Source organism: Pseudomonas sp. GW821-FHT12A04 (assembly GCF_058807755.1).
This window is the reverse complement of sequence record NZ_JBXAQZ010000008.1, coordinates 124,918-142,479: the sequence shown is the minus strand read 5'-3', so window position 1 is coordinate 142,479 and position 17,562 is coordinate 124,918. Positions and strand designations below refer to the sequence as shown.

16 protein-coding genes and 2 pseudogenes are annotated in these 17,562 nt (G+C 58.8%); 6 read left to right on the top strand and 12 right to left on the bottom strand.

The annotated features are described in order from the left end of the window. Nucleotides 1-196 precede the first annotated feature (196 nt). The 6 genes and pseudogenes from AC1RS8_RS14425 to AC1RS8_RS14400 form a co-directional block, all read right to left on the bottom strand. Nucleotides 197-604: pseudogene (locus AC1RS8_RS14425) on the bottom strand (methyl-accepting chemotaxis protein); the annotation flags it as partial. A 138-nt stretch (nucleotides 605-742) separates the two neighbouring features. Beyond that, nucleotides 743-1,516, bottom strand: a pseudogene (locus AC1RS8_RS14420) (PAS domain-containing protein); the annotation flags it as partial. A 628-nt stretch (nucleotides 1,517-2,144) separates the two neighbouring features. Further along, nucleotides 2,145-3,158, bottom strand: a complete 1,014-nt coding sequence (locus tag AC1RS8_RS14415) for an ABC transporter substrate-binding protein (protein ID WP_489339114.1) — start codon at nucleotides 3,156-3,158, stop codon at nucleotides 2,145-2,147. Continuing rightward, complete coding sequence (locus AC1RS8_RS14410; protein WP_489339115.1) at nucleotides 3,155-3,703, bottom strand: sigma-70 family RNA polymerase sigma factor; 549 nt, start codon at nucleotides 3,701-3,703, stop codon at nucleotides 3,155-3,157. The genes AC1RS8_RS14415 and AC1RS8_RS14410 overlap by 4 nt, the downstream gene beginning before the upstream one ends. Before the next feature lie 139 nt (nucleotides 3,704-3,842). After that, nucleotides 3,843-4,634: a phosphate/phosphite/phosphonate ABC transporter substrate-binding protein gene (locus tag AC1RS8_RS14405; RefSeq protein ID WP_489339116.1), complete on the bottom strand. Its 792-nt coding sequence runs from the start codon at nucleotides 4,632-4,634 to the stop codon at nucleotides 3,843-3,845. Nucleotides 4,635-4,778: 144 nt separating this feature from the next. Then, on the bottom strand, nucleotides 4,779-5,720 hold the full coding sequence (locus AC1RS8_RS14400; RefSeq protein WP_489339117.1) for a fatty acid desaturase: 942 nt from the start codon (nucleotides 5,718-5,720) through the stop codon (nucleotides 4,779-4,781). A 328-nt stretch (nucleotides 5,721-6,048) separates the two neighbouring features. On the opposite strand from AC1RS8_RS14400, the gene AC1RS8_RS14395 reads away from it, so the two are divergent. After that, nucleotides 6,049-6,465, top strand: a complete 417-nt coding sequence (locus AC1RS8_RS14395; RefSeq protein ID WP_057713565.1) for a GNAT family N-acetyltransferase — start codon at nucleotides 6,049-6,051, stop codon at nucleotides 6,463-6,465. Between the two features lie 131 nt (nucleotides 6,466-6,596). Here AC1RS8_RS14395 and def read toward each other — a convergent pair whose 3' ends face one another. After that, complete coding sequence (gene def, locus AC1RS8_RS14390) at nucleotides 6,597-7,136, bottom strand: peptide deformylase (protein WP_154947525.1); 540 nt, start codon at nucleotides 7,134-7,136, stop codon at nucleotides 6,597-6,599. Nucleotides 7,137-7,138: 2 nt separating this feature from the next. After that, nucleotides 7,139-8,098 carry a YihY/virulence factor BrkB family protein gene (locus AC1RS8_RS14385; RefSeq protein WP_090457393.1) on the bottom strand — a complete coding sequence of 320 codons (960 nt, stop codon included), beginning with the start codon at nucleotides 8,096-8,098 and terminating at the stop codon, nucleotides 7,139-7,141. Between the two features lie 354 nt (nucleotides 8,099-8,452). Here AC1RS8_RS14385 and AC1RS8_RS14380 point away from each other — a divergent pair, with 354 nt between their 5' ends. After that, nucleotides 8,453-8,830: a hypothetical protein gene (locus tag AC1RS8_RS14380; RefSeq protein WP_057713562.1), complete on the top strand. Its 378-nt coding sequence runs from the start codon at nucleotides 8,453-8,455 to the stop codon at nucleotides 8,828-8,830. Nucleotides 8,831-9,032: 202 nt separating this feature from the next. On the opposite strand, the gene fadD1 is transcribed toward AC1RS8_RS14380, so the two are convergent. Together fadD1 and fadD2 are read right to left on the bottom strand one after the other, a co-directional pair. Then, nucleotides 9,033-10,733 (bottom strand): long-chain-fatty-acid--CoA ligase FadD1, encoded by a 1,701-nt coding sequence (fadD1, locus tag AC1RS8_RS14375; protein ID WP_090457395.1) that lies wholly within the window; start codon nucleotides 10,731-10,733, stop codon nucleotides 9,033-9,035. Nucleotides 10,734-11,113: 380 nt separating this feature from the next. Then, complete coding sequence (gene fadD2 / locus AC1RS8_RS14370) at nucleotides 11,114-12,802, bottom strand: long-chain-fatty-acid--CoA ligase FadD2 (RefSeq protein WP_407514700.1); 1,689 nt, start codon at nucleotides 12,800-12,802, stop codon at nucleotides 11,114-11,116. A 246-nt stretch (nucleotides 12,803-13,048) separates the two neighbouring features. Between fadD2 and AC1RS8_RS14365 the strand changes: the two genes are divergently transcribed. Both AC1RS8_RS14365 and AC1RS8_RS14360 read left to right on the top strand, forming a co-directional pair. Continuing rightward, the gene (locus AC1RS8_RS14365) at nucleotides 13,049-13,993 is read left to right on the top strand and encodes an alpha/beta hydrolase (RefSeq protein ID WP_057713559.1); all 945 of its coding nucleotides are present in this window, start codon (nucleotides 13,049-13,051) and stop codon (nucleotides 13,991-13,993) included. 44 nt (nucleotides 13,994-14,037) lie between these two features. Beyond that, a complete protein-coding gene (locus tag AC1RS8_RS14360) occupies nucleotides 14,038-14,508 on the top strand; it encodes a MaoC family dehydratase (protein ID WP_007974451.1) in 471 nt (156 codons plus the stop codon). 123 nt (nucleotides 14,509-14,631) lie between these two features. Here AC1RS8_RS14360 and AC1RS8_RS14355 read toward each other — a convergent pair whose 3' ends face one another. Further along, complete coding sequence (locus tag AC1RS8_RS14355; protein WP_057713558.1) at nucleotides 14,632-15,099, bottom strand: ferritin-like domain-containing protein; 468 nt, start codon at nucleotides 15,097-15,099, stop codon at nucleotides 14,632-14,634. Between the two features lie 203 nt (nucleotides 15,100-15,302). On the opposite strand from AC1RS8_RS14355, the gene AC1RS8_RS14350 reads away from it, so the two are divergent. Together AC1RS8_RS14350 and AC1RS8_RS14345 are read left to right on the top strand one after the other, a co-directional pair. After that, complete coding sequence (locus AC1RS8_RS14350) at nucleotides 15,303-15,539, top strand: DUF3820 family protein (RefSeq protein ID WP_003227425.1); 237 nt, start codon at nucleotides 15,303-15,305, stop codon at nucleotides 15,537-15,539. A gap of 19 nt (nucleotides 15,540-15,558) precedes the next feature. Next, nucleotides 15,559-16,740 carry an aminotransferase class V-fold PLP-dependent enzyme gene (locus AC1RS8_RS14345; protein WP_489339118.1) on the top strand — a complete coding sequence of 394 codons (1,182 nt, stop codon included), beginning with the start codon at nucleotides 15,559-15,561 and terminating at the stop codon, nucleotides 16,738-16,740. A 2-nt stretch (nucleotides 16,741-16,742) separates the two neighbouring features. Here the strand turns inward: AC1RS8_RS14345 and AC1RS8_RS14340 are convergent, their stop codons facing one another. Then, nucleotides 16,743-17,468 (bottom strand): intradiol ring-cleavage dioxygenase, encoded by a 726-nt coding sequence (locus tag AC1RS8_RS14340; RefSeq protein ID WP_218494307.1) that lies wholly within the window; start codon nucleotides 17,466-17,468, stop codon nucleotides 16,743-16,745. Nucleotides 17,469-17,562: the final 94 nt, after the last annotated feature.

Genomic DNA, 17,562 nt, shown 5'->3' with positions numbered 1-17,562 from the left:
AGCGAGCTTGCTTGCGATGGATGCAAGAGCACCGCGTATAACCAGAAAACACGCGTTATCGTTATCGACCATCGCGAGCAAGCTCGCTCCTACAGTGGGTCTGCGTTTTTTGTAGGAGCGAGCTCGCTCGCGATGGATGCAAGAGCGCCGCGTATATCCAGAAAACACGCGTTATCGACCATCGCAGTTACCGCGACTAGTTCAATTGCAATGTCGAGTTGAACTGACTGATCGCATCCACCACATGCCGCGAACCTTGCTGGATTTCCAGAATCACCTCCCCTGCCTCGTTCGCCAATTCAACTCCGAGGCCGGTTCGACTCAGGCTCGATTGCATGCTCGACACCGCGCTGAGCGACAAATCGTGGTTCTTGCGCACCACCTCGACAATCTCCAGCGTCGCCTGACTGGTGCGCGCCGCGAGGCTGCGCACTTCATCGGCTACCACCGCAAACCCGCGCCCGTGCTCTCCGGCACGGGCCGCTTCGATCGCCGCGTTGAGCGCCAGCAGGTTGGTCTGATCGGCAATGCCGCGAATGGTCTGCACGATGGTGCCGATGATGTCGGACTGTTTGCTCACGGCGTCGATGCTCAGAGCCGCCTCGTTCAAGTCCCGGGAAATGTCCTGGATGATCTGCACCGTCTGCTGTACCACCTCGGAGCCCTTGCGCGCGCAGACGTCGTTTTGTACCGAAGTGCTGTGGGCCGATTCTGCGGCGGTTTGCAGGGTGGTCATCTGGTGGGTGATATCGCTGGCGAACTTGACCACCTTGTACAACCGCCCCTTGGCGTCGAACAACGGGTTGTAGGAGGCTTCCAGGAATACCGTCTGACCTTGCTTGTTCCTGCGTTCGAAACGATGGGAGTGATATTCGCCGCGGTTGAGCGAAGCCCAGAAATTCCGGTAGCCCTGGGACTCGGCTTCGGCACGGTGGCAGAACAGGCTGTGATGCTGCCCCACCACTTCGTTGAGCGAGTACTGCATGGTTTTCAGGAAGTTCTCGTTGGCGGTGATGACCTTGCCTTCGGGTGTGAATTCGATCACGGCCATCGAACGGCCGATCGCGGCGAGCCTGCTTTCGTTTTCGTGTTCCTTGTTGATCCGTGCGGTGATGTCGGTGGCTACCTTGATCACACTTTTCACCTGCCGGTCGGGGCCCAGCACCGGCATGTAACTGGCTTCGAGCCAGATCTCCCGGCCACTCTTGTGCAAGCGCAAAAAGGTCCCCCCCAGCGGCTCGCCCCGCGCCAGGTCACGCCATAACTTGGTGTACTCATCGCTGCGGTAATACTGCTCTTCACAAAAGACCCGGTGATGTTTGCCGCGCACTTCGTCAGCGCTGTAGCCCATGGCATTGCAAAAGTTTTCGTTGGCATCGATGACGATGCCGTCCGGAGTGAACTCAATCATCGCCATCGAATGACTGATCGCCGCCAACTTGGCATTAGCCTCAGTCAGCGCGCAACTGAACCGTTCAATTTCCAGCAGGTCGGCCTTGTGATGTAGGTTGAACATTGTCGTATCACCTTCCGCGCGGTTTTTTGATTGATGAACGTTGCAGGTCTTTCAAATCCACCACTACGCTCCGTGGAACAGGCACACGCATCCCTCCAAAAAGAAGGACTAGTCAGGTGATAAATGATGTTCAATCGGAGGGTCCTTACAGCGACACGCTCATCAAGACATCCTTCTCTTGATAGCCCGCATGCGGGCCAGCCCTAACAGATTCACAACAAATTCCATTTAGCGGACAGCTCCTTGCCATCAAGTGTTGGTGCCTTCGATTGCGCACTCTGCGACCAGAGATCGACCACCTCATGAGGGTCGATACAGTTAGTTACACCTGATCATAGACAGCAACCTCGGGCTTGCAAGGCCACTAGTCTGCCACTACTTAGGACAAAATCGGTTCAGCAGCTTGTCGAGGGGGGAAATACTCGGAGAACAAGACAGATCAGCGGTCGGTAGTGAGAGCGGCGCTGGCTGCCGAACTGGCTTAAGGCTGTAGACCATTCGCGAGCAAGCCCGCTCCCACAGGGGATCGGCGGTGACCACAGGTTTTGTGGAAATCACAGATTCAATGTGGGAGCGGGCTTGCTCGCGAATGGTTGCAGCTCAAACACCGCAGAACTTTCAGAACAAACTACAAGCTGGCACTCACTTTGGTGGCCACCTCTCCCGGCACCCACCCCTTCCATACCTGCGGCTGCTCACGCAAAAACGCTTCGGCGACTTCTCGGGGTTTCTGCCGTTTTTCACTCATCTGACCCAAGGTCTGGTTCAACAGATCAATCGGCAAATCGACCTTTTCAAAGAACGTCACCAGGTCCGGGTATTGCGCCTTGAACGGTGCCGATACGCCGATGGCCAGGCTGGCCGGCATCGAGCGCGTGCCTTTGGGGTTCGGGTTGTTGGCGTCGGCCAGGGTTTTCCAGGCTTCGGCATCGAATGGCGGTTCGTCGAGTTTGACCAGTTTGAACCGCCCCAACAGCGGTGTCGGCGACCAGTAGTAGAACAGCACCGGTTTGCCACGGCGAATCGACGAGGCCACCTCGGCATCCAGCGCGGCACCGGACCCCGTGCGGAAGTTGACGTAGCTGGCGGTCAGGTCATAGGCCTTGAGCTTCTGGCTGTTGACGATTTCCGAAGTCCAGCCGGTCGGGCTGTTGAGGAAGCGTCCGCGGCTCGGGTCTTCGGGGTCACGGAACACGTCCTTGTACTTCGCCAGGTCGGCAACGGATTTCAACTCCGGGGCCAAGGGCTTGATGCCGCGCTCCGGATCGCCCTTGATCACGTACTCCGGCACCCACCAGCCTTCGGTGGCGCCTTTGACCGTATCGCCAAGGCCGAATACCTTGCCCTCCGCCGCCGCCTTGACCCAGGCGGGACTGCGTCCGGCCCACTCTTCACCGATGACCTGGATGTCGTTTTTGGCCAGCGCCGCTTCAAGGCTGACGGTGCTGCCCGGCAGCGTGTCGGTCGGGTAGCCGTAACCTTTTTCAACGATCAGGCGCAGGATTTCGGTGATGAGGCTGCCGCTTTCCCAAGTGATGTCACCAAAGTGAATAGGTGCCGATTTTTCCGTGGCCGATGCCGGGTGGGACAACAGGCTCAGGGCCAGCAACGAACTGCCGAGCAGGGTTTTGATCGATCTCATGCGGACCTCTTGTTCTGGAGGGGACGGTTCAGGGATTGGTTGGCGCTGTGCCGGTCGCACAGGGCCTGGGAGCGGGTCATGTAGTCGCTGACGGAACGCTGGGAGATGCCCAGCGCAGCGGCAATTTGCGGATAGGTCAGGCCGTCGATCCGTGACAGCAGGAAGGTCGAGCGGACTTTGCCGGGTAGCCGCTGAAGACTGCGATCCACACGGGTCAGGGTCTGGGACACCTGGGCCAGTTCTTCCGGCGATTGGGCGTGGATCGACTCGGCCTGTTGCAGTTGTTGAAGGTACTGGCGCTCCAGGTCACCTCGACGCCAACGCTGATAGAGCAGGCGCTGGGCGATGGTGGTGAGCAACGCACGGGGTTCACGGATTGCCGTCAGGCCAGGGGCCTGCAGCAGTTGCACGAAGGTTTCGCAGGCAATGTCTTCGACAGCGGCGGCATCGTTCAGGGACTGACGCAGGCGCGTGCAGAGCCAGAGGTAGTGGGCGCGGAACAATCCGTCCACCTGTTTGCGATGAAGAATATCGGCGCCGGACATAGGGGCTCCTGGGTTAGGGGTCGCTGAATGTCCGGTGGTCCGGTGAGGCGAATCCTAGCAAGGAGCCTTATTCATTAATAATATTTAAAACTTATTTTTATATTCGTTAATGGAATTAAAAAGAACACCTGACAGACCGCTATCGCAAATCCCCATACCCCAGCACCTCGGCCTCACGCTGGTAGTCGAGCACAATCTGATAGTCGCTTTCGTTGGTGGGCAGTACCTCTGGCAAACCGAGGGTTTCGGCAACCTCCGGCAGCTCGCGCAACGCCAGGTTCATCACCTGCAGGAGCTCCTCAGCCTGCTCATCCGTGACCGTCGCGGCAGTAATGAACGGTAAGGCAGGACTGAGCGCACTGCGGGCAATCACCCGCAAACCGGCCACTTCCTCTGCGGCGTGGCGTGCCAGATAGGCGAAGGTCACGCTGTCGATGGCCGCCAGATCGGCAAGGTCTTCGCGTAACCAGCGCAGGCTTTCACGATGGCTGCCGCTGATTCCGACCTGGGCAAAAAACCGCCCGTCACGTTGCAAGGATGCCAAACGGTGGCGCAGCAAATTCATGCCGCTGTTGGAGTCCTGGCTATTGATCACCCCTCGGCTGTGGCGAAAATCCGCCAAGGTCTGTCGCCGGTCATCGACACGGCACAACAGCAGGCTGCAATGATTGCCGCCACTGCTGTCCGGCAGTTCATAACGAGGCCGCCCCAGCACCCGGACCTTGCCGCGCAATGCCGTCATCAGCGGATAGCCGCAGGTTTGGGTGAGCATCAAGTGCGGCGACAACCACAAGTCCAGCAGTGACAGGCCTTCGGCATCCCGGCGGGTGTCGCCCAGGTGCTCGAGGATTCGCGCCAGCCAGCGCTCGTTGGCCTGGTGGATGGGTTCGGGGGCGGTGTACATCAGCAGTTCGGCGAAGTGTTGGGTCATCGAAGTTTTCCATGTAACAAAGCCCCCCCTGTGGGAGCGAGCTTGCTCGCGATAGCGGTGTGACATATTGCCTGGATGTTGACTGACACGACGCCATCGCGAGCAAGCTCGCTCCCACAAGGGAACTCAGTTGGTAGCAACAAATCAGTAAAACGGATGCCTCGGGCTGTCGATGGCCTTGACTCCATGTTCACGCCACAACTGCCCATAACCCCGCACCAGAAACCCGCCGCTACGCGCCAGCCATTGCTCGCGGCGGGCCCCGTAGGCGCGGGGCAAGTCGTACCAGGGCAACCCCGGCAACTCGTGGTGCACCAAATGAAAATTGAGGTTCAGGAACAGCCAGCGCCACGGCCACGCCGCTTCATTGAGCACCGTGCGCTGCTCCGGCGCGGCATGAGGTCGATGTTCATAGTAGGAGCGAATCATGGCGATCGACAGCGCCGGCACACTGATCAAAAACAGGTAATGCCAAACCGGCAACAGGCTGAAGTTCGCGATGAACAGCAGCATCAACCCGGTCATCAAGCCGTGACTCAACCACATCAGCCAAGCCTGGCGCTCGCCTGCCCTGAGGCGTTGCAGCTCTTCACGGGCCAATGCCAGCAAGGCCAGCGGTGCCCCCAGGGAAAAACGACCGAGTACGGTTTTGTTCAGCCAATGCAGGCTGCGCACCAGCGGTGAACTGCCCTGCCACTGCCCGGCGCTCAAGTAACGGCTTTCCGGATCGCGACCGGGGATCGTCAGGTCCTCGTCGCGGTGATGCTGCAAATGGCTGTCGCGATACAGGGTGTACGGATACCAGACGGCAAACGGCGCGTAGCCAAGGATTTTGTTCAGGGTTGGCCAGCGCGTGGGATGACCGTGCAGCAGTTCGTGTTGCACGGATAACCACAGCACCAGCAATGGAGTCAGCAACAGCGTGCTCCACCATAAACCCAATCGATGGCTGTTCAACACGATGCCAAACCAGCCGCCATACACACCGATCAACAGCAACCAGGTCGGCCATTCGGTACGCGCGGTGAAGCGTCGGCGCAGTGTTTCGATTTCTTCTTGGTGGGCGCTATCAAAGTAATGGGGCATGGCGTAGCTCAGATCGGGGACCAGTCCCCTTCTGTGCAATGGCCTTGGGAAATCTTGCAGATTATTTTCAGGAGGATCGCTCCCATGTTGCATGGGAGCGATCAATCAACGCGGATCAGTGACCGAATACGCCAACTTTTTTGGCCTTCTTGTCCGCGCGCTTTTCAATGGCGGTTTTCACCGGTTTCTTTTTCGTCGATTTCTTTGAATCCATACCTTTGGACATGATGCGTACTCCACTCATGGGGATGTGAGATCAGGTATACACCTATCCCGGCGCGCGCGTTCTTTTATAATCGCCCGCTTTGCATACCGACAGTCCAAAACCATGCCCGAGACCCGATACACCCTGCTCGACGAGCCTTTATGGCCATTGATGAACAAGTTCTACCGCGCTCACCAATCGTCGATGAAAGCCGTGCGCGACGCGCAGTTGTGGGTGGCCCGACGTGACCAGATAGTTGCCGCGCTGTGTTTGCGTCCGGTGTCCGGCGGGCATTGGCTGACCGGGTTGTTTGTCGATCCGGCCTGTCGCGAACAAGGGCTTGCCGCCGGGTTGATTGCGGCAGCGGTGAAGGACTGCGAACAGCCGGTGTGGTTGTTCTGTCATCCGGATTTGCGGGGGTTTTATGAGCGGCGCGGGTTTACTTTCGATCCGCCGATGCCTTACGCGATGGTTGAACGGTTGAGCCGATACGCGCGCAGCAAGCCGATGATTGCGATGGGGTTGGCGCCAGGCGTTTAACTGACTCAAGCCAGTTGGAGATCCAATGTGGGAGCGAGCTTGCTCGCGATGAGGTCCGGTCAGTCAGCATTGTAGGCAACTGATACACCGCCATCGCGAGCAAGCTCGCTCCCACAGGGTTTTATAGTGATCTAGTCGTCCGCGTTGGGGTCCAGGTCCGGGAACATCACCTCGGTGAAGCCAAACTTGCTGAAGTCGGTAATGCGCGACGGGTACAGGCGGCCGATCAGGTGGTCACACTCATGTTGCACCACCCGCGCATGAAACCCCGAGGCAAAACGCACGATGGGCTCACCCTTGGGGTCTACGCCTTCGTAGCGAATCTGCTGGTAACGCTGCACCGCGCCACGCAGGCCAGGCACGGACAAACAGCCTTCAAAGCCCTCTTCCAGGATCGGGCTCAGCGGTGTGATCAACGGGTTGATCAGGATCGTCTGCGGCACGGCTTCGGCATCCGGATAACGCTCGCTGTGCTCGAAACCGAAGATCACCAGTTGCAGGTCGACGCCGATCTGCGGAGCAGCCAGGCCAACGCCCCCCACGCTTTCCATGGTCTGGAACATGTCATCGATCAGTTGCCACAGCTCGGGGCTGTCGAACATTTCGACCGGCACTGGCGGGGCAATGCGCAGCAGGCGCTCATCGCCCATTTTCAGAATTTCACGAATCATGATCAGGTTTCGTCAATGGTCGGTTTCGGTTGTGAATGATCGCGGCCCAGCCCCGACACGTGGTGCTTTTCCTCATGGACGGGACCATGCTCGCCAGCCACTTTTTCGCCAGGGTCCTTGCCCTCTCGTGACATGTGCTCGATCACGGCATTCATCTCCGCGCCCAGCAGCAGCACCGCGGCGGAAATGTAGAAGTACAGCAACAGCACGATAATCGCACCGATACTGCCATACATGGCGTTGTAGTTGGCGAACTCCTTGACGTACAAACCGAATCCCAGGGACGCGATGATCCATACCACCACCGCCAGCACCGAGCCTGGGGTGATGAAGCGGAATTCCTGTTTGACGTCGGGCATGACGTAGTAGATCAACGCCACCGCGACCATCAGCAGAATCACGATCACCGGCCAGCGCGCGATGGTCCAGAGGGTGACGATGAAGTACTCAAGGCCGACTTGTGCAGCGATCCAGCCCATCACCTGCGGCCCAAGCACCATCAGGGCTGCGGCGATCAGCAGCATGCCGGCAATGCCGACGGTGTAGATGATCGACAACGGAAAGCGTTTCCACAGCGGGCGCCCTTCAACCACGTCGTAGGCTGCGTTCATCGCGCTCATCATCAGCCGCACACCGGCGGAGGCGGTATACAGCGCAATCACGATACCCACTGACAGCAGCCCCCCCTTGGACTGCTGAAGCTGGTCGATCACCGGGTTGACCTGCTCCAGCGCCTGGGGCGGCAATACAAGTTCCGATTGCAGGCGCAGCCAGGAGAAGAAGTCGGGCAGATGCAGGAAGCCGATCAGGGCGATCAGAAACAGAATGAACGGAAACAGCGAAAAGAGCATTTGATAGGCCAGCGCCGAGGCATAGGTCGACATCTCGTCGGCGACGAACTCGGTGACCGTGCGCATCATCACACGGTGCAGGGGCAAGCCTCTCATGTCCGGGAAAATCATTAGCGTCTCCATTCGCCGCATACGGATTTGGGGTGAAGTCGTGGCGACTCAGGGGCTGTTTTCTTTCATCAAGGTAGCCCAGTTGGCGACTTTGAAACAAATTCGGCGTGCAAGTTCAGGCTGACACAAAAACGGCCATCTGAAGATGGCCGCGTCTTCTTTTCATTAAAGACATTTCAATGCAGGAAAGTCGTTACACAAGGTTGACCGGGGGCTTTTGCAGGGAGTTTCATTTATTTCACCACGACATTTCATCGTTCAGTGCAGGTTGCGCTTTATGTTTGCGGGCCAACCCTTGAGAATGCGCAACACATTCAGGCCTTGGCGCTGAAGATCCAATCCCGTAGGAACGTTATGAAACTCGATAAGAAGCAGGCCATTGCCCGCAGAAACCAGGAACTCGGCGGTGCTGTGCTTGGCGTCAACAACTGCCACTTCACCGAATTGAACCGCAACCGCAATATCTGGTGGTTCGACATCCCGGTATCGCGCCTGGCCGTGGGTCAGTACGAGTGGATTCACCTGCTGATGCACACGCCGGACACCGACGAACTGCTGCACCTGAAAGTGCCGACCGTGTTCCTGCGTGAGAAGCTCGAAGGCCTGGTGGTGCGCAATGAAGGCAAGCGCAAGGCGGCATTGAGCCTGGAACTGAGCGCCGACAAGGACTCCTTCCTGCAGGACATGCGCCCGGCGGGCACCAACGTCAACTTCGCACCGTTTCGCTTGTAACATCGATCCCTGTGGCGAGGGGGCTTGCCCCCGTTGGGCTGCGAAGCGGCCCTGAAATCTGCAACTGCAGTCCATCAGACTCACCGAGCCCACAGGATCTGCGACTGCTGCGCAGTCGGACGGGGGCAAGCCCCCTCGCCACAAAGGCACTTCTGATTTCGCTAAAAACAAAAAGCCCCGCATTTGCGGGGCTTTTTGTTGGTTACGCGGTGGCTTTCTTCGCGTTGATCTTCTTCAGCTCTTCATCGCGCAATTCACGACGCAGGATCTTGCCAACGTTGGTGGTCGGCAGTGCATCGCGAAACTCCACGGAGCGCGGGACCTTGTAGCCGGTGACGTTGGCGCGCATGTGCTCCATCACCTGCTCCTTGGTCAGGGTCACGCCCGGCTTGGCAACGATGAAAATCTTGATCGCCTCGCCCGACTTTTCGTCCGGCACACCGATGGCCGCGCATTGCAGCACGCCCGGCAGAGTGGCCAGCACGTCTTCGAGCTCGTTCGGGTACACGTTGAAACCGGACACCAGGATCATGTCTTTCTTGCGATCGACAATGCGCATGAAGCCATCGGGCTGGATCAGTGCGATGTCACCGGTCTTCAACCAGCCTTCGCTGTCGAGGATTTCATCCGTGGCTTCCTGGCGCTGCCAGTAGCCTTTCATGACCTGCGGCCCCTTCACGCACAGTTCGCCGATTTCGCCCAGCGGCTGCTCGACACCGGCATCATTGATGATTTTGCACAGGGTCGACGGCACCGGAATGCCAATGGTGCCGACCTGGATGTGCTGGATCGGGTTCACCGTCGCCACCGGGCTGGTTTCGGTCATGCCGTAGCCTTCGCAGATGGCGCAACCGGTCACCGCTTTCCAGCGTTCGGCCGCGGCCAGTTGCAGGGCCATGCCGCCCGACAAGGTGACTTTCAGCGCGGAGAAGTCCAGCTTGCGGAAGCCTTCGTTGTTGCACAGGGCCACGAACAGCGTGTTCAGGCCAACGAAGCCGCTGAACTTCCACTTCGACAGTTCCTTGACCATCGCCGGCAGATCGCGCGGGTTGCTGATCAGGATGTTGTGGTTGCCCGCCAACATCATCGCCATGCAGTGAAAGGTGAACGCATAGATGTGGTACAGCGGCAGCGGCGTGATCAGGATCTCGCAACCTTCATTGAGGTTGGAGCCCATCAGCGCCTTGCACTGCAGCATGTTCGCCACTAGGTTGCGGTGGGTCAGCATCGCGCCCTTGGCCACGCCGGTGGTGCCGCCGGTGTATTGCAGTACCGCGACGTCACCACTGGCCGGGTTGGCTTCCGCCACTGGCTGGCCCAGGCCTTTGCTCAGCACGTCGTTGAACTTGACGGCCTTGGGCAAGTGATAGGCCGGCACCATCTTCTTCACGTACTTGATGACGCTGTTGATCAGCAGACGCTTGAGTGGCGGCAGCAGGTCGGCGACTTCGGTGACGATCACGTGCTTGACGCCGGTTTTCGGCACCACGGTTTCCGCCAGGTGCGCCATGTTGGCCAGGCAGACCAGGGCCTTGGCACCGGAGTCGTTGAATTGGTGTTCCATTTCCCGCGCAGTGTAGAGCGGGTTGGTGTTGACCACGATCAGCCCGGCGCGGATTGCACCGAAGACGGCTACCGGGTACTGCAACACGTTGGGCAGTTGCACGGCGATTCGATCGCCGGGTTGCAAATCGGTATGCTGTTGCAGATAAGCGGCAAACGCACCGGACAATTCGTACAGCTCACCGTAGGTGAGTGTCTTGCCCAGGTTGCTGAATGCCGGCTTGTTGGCGAAGCGTTGGCAGGATTGCTTCAACACTGCCTGAATATTCGGATACTCGTCGGGATTGATGTCGGCAGCAATCCCAGCTGGGTACTTATCCTTCCAAAAGTCTTCGATCATGGAAGCCCACTCCTCAGCAACGCGAATTCAGCACCGCATTTGATGCGATTATTATTGGTGTTTGGTCATTGGTGAATCTGGCTGATAGAAGGCCGAGAAGTCACAAAGCGCGCCGAGAGTAGCAGCTTTGCCAAGGGTCGACTAGAGCCAAAAGCGGCCTCTACGGTCACATTTGTGACTCAAGACTAGCGATTGGTCATTTTAGAGCAAAAATTCTATACACCTCTGAAAGCCCCGAAATCCGGGGCTTTCGCTTAAACCTGTAGGAGCGAGCTTGCTCGCGAAAAACGTTCGGGCAACGCGATCATTCAGACAGGGCGCGTTATCGTTGACGTCCATCGCGAGCGCGCTCGCTCCTACAGGGATCGGCCATTCACCGATCAGGCGATATCACGCAACTCCCGCCGCAGGATCTTGCCCACCGGCGTCATCGGCAGGGACTCCCGCAGCACGATATGCTTCGGTACTTTGTACGCCGTGAAGTTCTCCTTGCAGTAAGCCTTCAGCTCTTCAAGGCTGACGCCCGCTTCACGGGCCACCACGAACAGCTTCACCGCCTCCCCCGACCGCTCGTCGGGCACACCGATGACCGCACAGTTGGCAACATTCGGGTGAGCCATCACGACGTCTTCGATTTCGTTCGGGTACACGTTGAAGCCCGAGACAATGATCATGTCCTTCTTGCGGTCAACGATACGCACGAAACCATCCGGGTCGATCACCGCAATGTCACCGGACTTGAACCAGCCCTCGGCATCCAGCACCTCGGCCGTGGCATCAGGTTTCTGCCAGTAGCCCTTCATGATCTGCGGGCCCTTGATGCACAGCTCGCCGCGTTCGCCCAAAGGTTGTTCGACACCGTCATCATTGATGACTTTCAGCGTGGTGCCTGGCACCGGCAGGCCGACCGTGCCGATCCGCGACTGGTCGCCATAGGGGTTGGTGCAGGCCACCGGCGAAGTTTCGGTCAGGCCGTAACCTTCGGTGATGCGGCAACCGGTCAGTTGTTCCCAACGCTCGGCGGTGGCCTTGACCAGCGCAGTGCCGCCGGAGTTGGTGAGCTTGAGGCTGGAGAAGTCCAGGGTCTTGAAGTCCGGATGATCCATCAGCGCAACGAACAATGTGTTCAGACCCAGCAACGCCGAGAACCGCCAGTTCTTCAGTTCCTTGATGAAGCCGGCGATGTCCCGTGGGTTGGTGATCAACACGTTGTGGTTGCCCGTCACCATCATGCACATGCAGTTCGCTGTGAAGGCATAGATGTGGTACAGCGGCAGCGGCGCGATCATCACCTCCTGCCCTTCGCGCAACAACGGTTGCCCGTCGCTACCGAACTGTCCCAGGCAGGCCCGTGCCTGTTGCATGTTCGCCACCAGGTTGCCATGGGTCAGCATCGCGCCCTTGGCCAGGCCCGTGGTGCCGCCGGTGTATTGCAGCACGGCGATGTCGTCGAGGCCGACCTTCAGTGGCTTGATACCCAGGCCACGGCCCATGCGTAGCGCACTCTTGAAGGAAACGGCCTGGGGCAAGGAATAGTCCGGGACCATCTTCTTGACCTTGCTCACCACCGTGTTGACCAGCCACCCCTTGGCGGTGGGCATCAGGTCGCCCATCTTCGCTTCGATCAGGTACTGGATATCGGTGTCGGGGAGTACTTCCTGGACTTTCTGGCCGAACATGTTCAGGTACACCAGCGCCCGGGCACCGGAGTCCTTGAACTGATGGCGCATTTCCCGCGCGGTATACAGCGGATTGGTGTTGACCACGATCAACCCGGCGCGCAAGGCCCCGAACACGGCGATCGGGTAATGCAGGACGTTGGGCATCTGCACCGCGATGCGGTCCCCCGCCACCAGGTCGGTGTGGGCTTGCAGATAACCGGCGAAGGCCGCGCTTTGGCGCTCCAGCTCGGCGTAGGTCAGGGTCACGCCCATGTTGCTGAACGCCGGGCGGTCAGCAAACTTCTTGCAGGAACGCTCGAACACCTCGATCACCGACTTGTAGGCTCCCAGATCGATATCCAGGGGTACACCGGCCGGGCGTTTGTCATTCCAGAAATCAGGTTGCATTGTTCTTGTCCTCTTTGACCTGAATCTATCCGGGGCCACTTTTCTGTCATTTTTCAAAAAAAATGCAAAAAGCGGAGCTTCACGGACACTAGCAGTTATGACGTAGCAGGCAAATATGCCCACGGCCGTCATTGACCGTATGAATCTTCTTGCCGTGGCGTAGGCTGATCAGACGCCCGGCCAAGGATGCGCTATAAACTGCAACGAGCTGTTTGCGACCAGGCAGCCTCATGCAAAGGAACCGCCATGATCCATGACACTTTCTGGCTGACCACGAGCGACCACAGCCGCCTCTTCGTCAACCAGTGGCTACCCGAGGGCAGCCTCAAGGCAATGATTCTGCTGGCCCACGGCATGGCCGAACACAGCGGTCGCTATGGCCCCCTTGCGCAAAAGCTCTGTGACCAGGGCTATGGCGTGTGCGCGCCGGACCTGCGTGGACATGGCAAAACTGCCGAAAACGGGACACTCGGGCATTTCGCCGATGACGATGGCTGGTGCAAGGTCGTGAGCGACCTGGCCAGCCTCAACCAGCACATCGGCCAGCAGCACCCTGGCGTCCCGATCGTGCTGCTCGGTCACAGCATGGGCAGTTACATCGCCCAGGCCTATCTGCTGCACCACAGTGCCAGCCTGCACGGGGCAATCCTCAGCGGCTCGAACTTCCAGCCTGTGGCGCTTTATCGCGCAGCACGGCAAATCGCCCGTCTCGAACGCCTGCGCCAGGGCCGCACAGGACGCAGCGCATTGATCGAATGGCTGTCGTTCGGCTCGTTCAACAACAAATTCAAACCGGCACGCACACCGTTCGACTGGCTCAGCCGCGATCCGGCGCAGGTCGATCTGTACGTCAACGACCCGCTCTGCGGTTTCCGTTGCACCAATCAACTGTGGATCGACTTGCTCGGCGGCTTGCAGCAAATCAGCAAAGCGTCCAATCTCGCGCAGATCGACCCGGGCCTGCCGCTGCTGGTGATTGGCGGCGAATGTGATCCGGTGAGCGAAGGCAAACGTCTCAAGGATCTGGCCGACGCGCTGCGAGCGGCCGGCAGCCAGCACCTGCAACTGACCGTTTACCCACAGGCGCGGCACGAACTGTTCAACGAGAGCAACCGCGATGAAATCATCGCCGATGTGCTGAACTGGATCGCACAGGCCTTGAGCGCTCCTCGGCCGCACCGGTCCGAATAGATTTTTTTTGTGAATTTTTTAATTCGTCACAGGAATTGAGACAGATGACCCAGGTTACCAACACCCCTTACGAAGCCCTCGAAGTCGGCCAGACCGCCAGTTTCAGCAAGACGGTCGAAGAGCGCGACATCCAGCTGTTCGCTGCGATGTCCGGCGACCACAACCCGGTACACCTGGATGCCGAATACGCCGCCAGCACCATGTTCAAGGAGCGCATCGCCCACGGCATGTTCAGCGGCGCGTTGATCAGCGCTGCGGTCGCCTGCGAGTTGCCTGGCCCGGGGACCATCTACATCGGCCAGCAAATGAGCTTTCAGAAACCGGTGAAGATCGGCGACACCCTGACCGTGCGCCTGGAAATCCTGGAAAAACTGCCGAAGTTTCGCGTGCGCATCGCCACTCGCGTGTTCAACCAGCGCGATGAACTGGTGGTGGATGGCGAGGCGGAAATCCTCGCGCCACGCAAGCAACAGAGTGTGACGTTGACGGAGCTGCCGGCGATCAGCATTGGCTGATTGACGGGGCAAAAACTGTGGGAGCGAGCTTGCTCGCGATGAGGGCCTGACATTCAACATTGATGTTGACTGATCTGGCGCTATCGCGAGCAAGCTCGCTCCCACAGTTGTTTCAACCAGTCGTTACGAACGTGCACGCGCCTGGTTACGCAGGGCCTTGACCTGATCGTGGTTACGCTGCACGCCGTGGTACTGACGCTCAACCAGGTCGCGAATGCCCACCAGGTTGTGCTTGTTGATTTTCTCCATGGCGTCGCGGTAAGCCTTCAACGCATGATCTTCACCGCGCTCGGCTTCATTGAGCACGGCCTCCTCGCCCTTGCCGGTGAACATCGACTTCACGTCGACCCAGCGACGGTGCAAGTCGCCGCTGACACTGGTGGAAGTTTCCGGATCGCCACCCAGTGAACGCACGGCAGACTGCAACTCCGCAGCGGCCGTACCACAATCGCTCGCACGATTGATGAACAGGGTTTTTAGTTCAGGGTGCTTGATGTCTTCAGCGCATGTCTTGAACCCGGCCTGACCGTCCTTGCTGGTTTCAATCAGGTCGTTGAGTACAGAAATCGCTTCTTTTTTGATGTCGGTCATTTTTCAACTCCTTACGACGGATGAACGGTGTAAGGAACGGTGCACTCTGCGTGCCAGCTCGGAATCGTCTAACTATTCTTTACTTTTCAAATAGTTATCCATTATCAAAAAATCTGTATCCGTTTTATTTGCATGATCTGTCATTTGGCCTGCATGCAGAATGCCTGTATTTTCCAGACTGACTGAATCAAGACGACCGATCGATGAACCCTGAAAAGCTCGAACTGCTGATCACCCGTGAAATGCCCTTCGGCAAATACAAGGGTCGAATCATTGCCGACCTGCCCGGCCCTTACCTGAACTGGTTCGCCCGGGAGGGTTTCCCCCATGGCGAGTTGGGCGGCCTGCTGGCCCTGATGCAGGAGATCGATCACAACGGTTTGTCGGACTTGCTCGAACCGCTACGCGCCAAACACGGCAAGCCGGCCCCGCGCCATTGAATCACCTACCGAGTACCCCATGCCCGACAACACCCGCCGCGCCCGTGATGAAGCCTTCTGGCGAACCTTTGCCGACCGCTACGATATCGAACCCGGCCCGCTCAACCTGGAGAACGGTTACTTCGCACGCATGTCACGCACGGTGGTCGAGGAATACCAGCGCAACATCGAACTGATCAACCGCAGCAATTCGGTGTACGTGCGCCAGCGTTTCGAACAGGGCGACAGCCTGAAGATCCGCGCGCAACTGGCCAGGTTGATTGGCGTACCCGCCGACAGCATCGCCCTGACCCGTAACGCCTCGGAAGGTTTGCAGTCGCTGATCCGTAACTACAACCGGCTGCAGCCCGGCGACCAGGTACTGGTTTGCGATCTGGAATACGACACGGTCAAAGGCGCCATGCGTTGGCTGGCGCGTAATCGCGGTGTCGAAGTGATCGAGATCGAACACGCACACCCGGCAACCTTCGACAGCTTGCTCAATACCTATCGGGAAGCCTTCGCGCGCTATCCGCGGCTGAAGCTGATGGCCCTGACCCACGTCACCCATCGCACGGGCCTGGTGATGCCGGTGCAGGCGATTGCAGCCGCTGCAAAGGAACAGGGCATCGACGTCATCCTCGACGGCGCCCATGCCCTCGGCCAGTTTGAATTCGACCTGACCGAGCTCGGTATCGCCTTCGCCGGCTTCAATCTGCACAAGTGGATCGGCGCACCGCTGACGCTCGGCTTTATCTACATCGCACCCGAACGCCTGGCCGACATCGACCCGGACATGGGCGAGATGCATTTTCCGCCCACTGACATTCGCGCCCGTACCTCGTACAGCACCCCCAACATCCCGGCGCTTATGACCCTGCCGCTGGTGCTCGAAGAACATTGGGCGATGGGCGGTGCCGCGGCCAAGGGCGCGCGGCTCAATTATCTGCGCAACCGCTGGGTCGCTGCGGCGCGGCAGTTGCCGGGCGTCGAAGTCCTGACCCCGGATGACCCACGCCTGTATTGCGGCATCACCTCGATGCGCTTTACCCGGCATGCCGACCAGCAAACCATGGTCGAGCGCCTGCTCAATGAATACAACCTGTTCACCGTGACCCGCAGTGGCGCGGCATGCGGTCCGTGCATCCGCATTACACCAGGGCTTACCACCACCGCGGCCGACATGGATGTGCTGGTCAGGGCGCTGACCGAGCTGGGCTGACCTCAGACGGTGTACTTGTCAAAGTCCTCGGGCTTGATCTGTGTCGACACGGCGAACGTGTCGATGCCGATGGTCATCTGCCCGAAGTAGCCGTCTTCAGCCGAATCCCGCCCCAGGGTGTGCACACTCAAGGTCGATTTTTCACCGCCCATGGTTGAGTAAAAATAGTCCTGAGCGTTGGTCAGTGCCGGTACGGATCGGCCGCTGTACGGTCGGCTACCGAGTACCGAACGAGAGGCCACTTCAGGCAGGTAAAGCTGCCCGACCCAGGCAACATGCCGTTCTTGCAGATAGTTGTTACCGGCCGTGATGCGCACGGCGACGTGAATGTGCAATGCGCGACCGGCGTAAAAACCGGGATAGATCGTGGTGAAGCGCACGATGCCCGACTTGTCGGTGAACTGCCCGCCGCGCAGATAGGTATCGTCATCGGTGCGCGGGACGGCGCCGATGTCACCGGTATCGACCTCGACGTCCGGGTTGATCTTGCTCCAGCCCGAATAGGCACCGCGGGCATTGCAGTGCCAGATATCCACCAGCGCATCGGGGACCGGCTCGCCGGTCATGGCATCGACAATGGTCAGCCGCAGCACCAACGGAACGCCTTCGGCGCCTTCGCTGATGTTTCTGCGGATCAGTTTGGGGTTGCGGAAATACGGGCCGGCAATCTGTTCGGGAGACAGCAGGTAGACCGGTGCCGGGGGTGCAGCTGAGGTGGTAGCGTCCATGACGTTCTCTCTTCCATAAGATGAACGCAGGCTAGCACCGGTCGATTTTCGTTATGCGGTAACTATGTATCGCATGATGTCCTTGTCCCTGTGG

What these genes read in the sequence shown, in the direction of transcription:
- AC1RS8_RS14415 (WP_489339114.1), bottom strand. Translation starts at nt 3,158, where the DNA reads ATGAGATCGATCAAAACCCTGCTCGGCAGTTCGTTGCTGGCCCTGAGC.
- AC1RS8_RS14410 (WP_489339115.1), bottom strand. Translation starts at nt 3,703, where the DNA reads ATGTCCGGCGCCGATATTCTTCATCGCAAACAGGTGGACGGATTGTTC.
- AC1RS8_RS14405 (WP_489339116.1), bottom strand. Translation starts at nt 4,634, where the DNA reads ATGACCCAACACTTCGCCGAACTGCTGATGTACACCGCCCCCGAACCC.
- AC1RS8_RS14400 (WP_489339117.1), bottom strand. Translation starts at nt 5,720, where the DNA reads ATGCCCCATTACTTTGATAGCGCCCACCAAGAAGAAATCGAAACACTG.
- AC1RS8_RS14395 (WP_057713565.1), top strand. Translation starts at nt 6,049, where the DNA reads ATGCCCGAGACCCGATACACCCTGCTCGACGAGCCTTTATGGCCATTG.
- def (WP_154947525.1), bottom strand. Translation starts at nt 7,136, where the DNA reads ATGATTCGTGAAATTCTGAAAATGGGCGATGAGCGCCTGCTGCGCATT.
- AC1RS8_RS14385 (WP_090457393.1), bottom strand. Translation starts at nt 8,098, where the DNA reads ATGATTTTCCCGGACATGAGAGGCTTGCCCCTGCACCGTGTGATGATG.
- AC1RS8_RS14380 (WP_057713562.1), top strand. Translation starts at nt 8,453, where the DNA reads ATGAAACTCGATAAGAAGCAGGCCATTGCCCGCAGAAACCAGGAACTC.
- fadD1 (WP_090457395.1), bottom strand. Translation starts at nt 10,733, where the DNA reads ATGATCGAAGACTTTTGGAAGGATAAGTACCCAGCTGGGATTGCTGCC.
- fadD2 (WP_407514700.1), bottom strand. Translation starts at nt 12,802, where the DNA reads ATGCAACCTGATTTCTGGAATGACAAACGCCCGGCCGGTGTACCCCTG.
- AC1RS8_RS14365 (WP_057713559.1), top strand. Translation starts at nt 13,049, where the DNA reads ATGATCCATGACACTTTCTGGCTGACCACGAGCGACCACAGCCGCCTC.
- AC1RS8_RS14360 (WP_007974451.1), top strand. Translation starts at nt 14,038, where the DNA reads ATGACCCAGGTTACCAACACCCCTTACGAAGCCCTCGAAGTCGGCCAG.
- AC1RS8_RS14355 (WP_057713558.1), bottom strand. Translation starts at nt 15,099, where the DNA reads ATGACCGACATCAAAAAAGAAGCGATTTCTGTACTCAACGACCTGATT.
- AC1RS8_RS14350 (WP_003227425.1), top strand. Translation starts at nt 15,303, where the DNA reads ATGAACCCTGAAAAGCTCGAACTGCTGATCACCCGTGAAATGCCCTTC.
- AC1RS8_RS14345 (WP_489339118.1), top strand. Translation starts at nt 15,559, where the DNA reads ATGCCCGACAACACCCGCCGCGCCCGTGATGAAGCCTTCTGGCGAACC.
- AC1RS8_RS14340 (WP_218494307.1), bottom strand. Translation starts at nt 17,468, where the DNA reads ATGGACGCTACCACCTCAGCTGCACCCCCGGCACCGGTCTACCTGCTG.